This window comes from Arthrobacter sp. Y3223164 (genome assembly GCF_059091005.1).
In genome coordinates, this window is record NZ_JBNHGF010000433.1 from 1 (window position 1) to 2,113 (window position 2,113).

Genomic DNA, 2,113 nt, shown 5'->3' on the forward strand with positions numbered 1-2,113 from the left:
TCTCCGGGTAAGCGACGACCGGGGCAATCTTGCTGAGCGTGTCGTAGCCTGCCCTCCGCCCGCCAACGCGGCCTGGTCCGCCAGCCAGAAATCGCGGACGGTGTCGCGGAAGCGGTCGTTCCAGTCGGCCCAGCCCGGCGGGAAGTGCCCCGTCTGCCAGCCGCCGTCGCCGACGTCCCACGGTTCCGAGATGAGCTTTGCCCCGGAGAGCACCGAGTCTGCGCCCACGGCCACCAGGAACGGATGGCGGGGATTGAAATGGTTGTTTCCGTCGCGGGCCAGGGACACAGCCAGGTCGAAGCGGAACCCGTCGATGTGGAACTCTTCCACCCAGTAGCGGAGCGAGTCGAGGGCCAGCTGGATCACGCGCGGCTCGTTGAAGTCCATGGTGTTGCCGCAGCCGGTGGTGTCCAGGTAATTCCCGTGGCCGTCGTGCCGGTAGTACACGTGGTCCGCCAGCCCCCGGAAGGAATACGTGTCCTGGTCCTTGCCGCCCTCGGCCGTGTGGTTGTAGACCACGTCCAGGACCACCTCGAGTCCGGCGGCGTGCAGCTGCTTGACCATGGTGCGGAACTCGTCCTGCACGGCCCGCGGTCCGGCGGCCTGCGCTGCGGCGGTGGCGTAGCCCGGCCAGAGGGCGAAGAAGCCGAGCGTGTTGTAGCCCCAGTAGTTGGCCAGGCCCAGGTTTTGCAGGTGCGGTTCGTCCAGGTGGTAGTGCACCGGCAGCAGCTCCACCGTGGTGATCCCCAGCTCCAGCAGGTACTCGACCATCACCGGGTGCGCCAGCCCGGCGTAGGTGCCGCGCAGTTCTTCCGGGATGTCCGGGTGCAGCATGGTCTGGCCCTTGACGTGGCACTCGTACACCACGGTGTCCCGCCACGGCACGTGCGGCCGGGCGTCGTTCTCCCAGTCGAATCCGCCGGTGACGTACACCGAGCGCAGCACACCGCCGTCGTCGTCGATGGCGCGGCCGTAGGGGTCCAGCAGCAGCTGCCCGGAGGCCGGCAGTTCCTCGCCGTGGGGCCAGAAGGCGTACCGGCTGCCGGCCTCGAGTCCCTCGACCGTGCCGTGGTGGACGCCGTCGGTGAGCGCCGTCAGTTCGACGCGCCGCCAGGTGCCCGCCGCGTCTTGGAAGTGCACGTCCACCGAACCGAAGTCGGGGGCGAAGACCGCCACGTTGACCGCGCCGGGAATCGGCGGCAGGCCCGGGGCGGCGTCGCTCACGCCGAGCGGGAAGGCACGCGAAAGCCGGGCCTGGCGCGTCGGAGGCTCAGGGGAAAGGCTCTTGGCGTGACGGGCCACAACGGTCCACCTGCTCCTAGCGCGCGCGCTGCCGCGAAATCTCGTACAGGCTGATGCCCACGGCCATGGAAGCGTTGAGCGACTCCATCGCCGAGTCGATCGGGATGGAGACGATCTGGTCGCAGTGTTCGCGGACCAGCCGGGACAGGCCCTTGCCCTCGGATCCCACCACGAGGCACACCGGTTCGGTGGCCAGCGACAGGTCCGGCAGCGAGACGTCGCCGCCGCCGTCCAGGCCGAGCACGAAGATGCCCAGCTGCTGGAAAGCCTTGAGCGTATTGGTCAGGTTGCCCGCCTTGGCCACCGGCACGCGCACCGCTGCGCCGGCGCTGGTCTTCCATGCGGAGGCCGTCATCCCGACCGAGCGGCGCTCGGGCACGATCACGCCGTGGCCGCTGAAGGCCGAGGAGGAACGGATGATGGCGCCGAGGTTGCGCGGGTCGGTGATGCCGTCCAGGGCCACGAACAGCGGGGCGTTGTTGATGTAGCCCTTCTTGAACTTGGCCATGGTTTCCTCGGCCAGTTCCAGGGCGTCCTGATAGTCATAGGGCGGGATCTGCAGCACCAGGCCCTGGTGGACGGCGTCATCGGTCATCCGGTCCAGTTCCGGCTTGTGCGATTCGAGCACCGGAATACCGCGTTCGGCGGCGATCTTCAGGGATTCCCTGACGCGGTCGTCCATCTCGATCCGGACCCCGACGTGCAGCGCCTTGGCGGGAACACCGGCGCGCAGGGCTTCCACCACGGAGTTGCGTCCGGTCACCATCTCGCCGGCGGACTTGCCGCGGCGGGGCGCCGGGCCGCGCTGGCC

2 protein-coding genes are annotated in these 2,113 nt (G+C 69.0%); both read right to left on the reverse strand.

Annotated features, from left to right (window positions below; all coding sequences use genetic code 11):
* Positions 1-1,302, reverse strand: a 1,302-nt coding sequence (locus AC5RUJ_RS15045; RefSeq protein WP_494156119.1) for an alpha-amylase family glycosyl hydrolase, incomplete at its 3' end; no start/stop codon positions are given.
* A 16-nt stretch (positions 1,303-1,318) separates the two neighbouring features.
* A partial coding sequence (gene rlmB, locus AC5RUJ_RS15050) for a 23S rRNA (guanosine(2251)-2'-O)-methyltransferase RlmB (RefSeq protein WP_494156120.1) occupies positions 1,319-2,113 on the reverse strand: 795 nt, incomplete at its 5' end.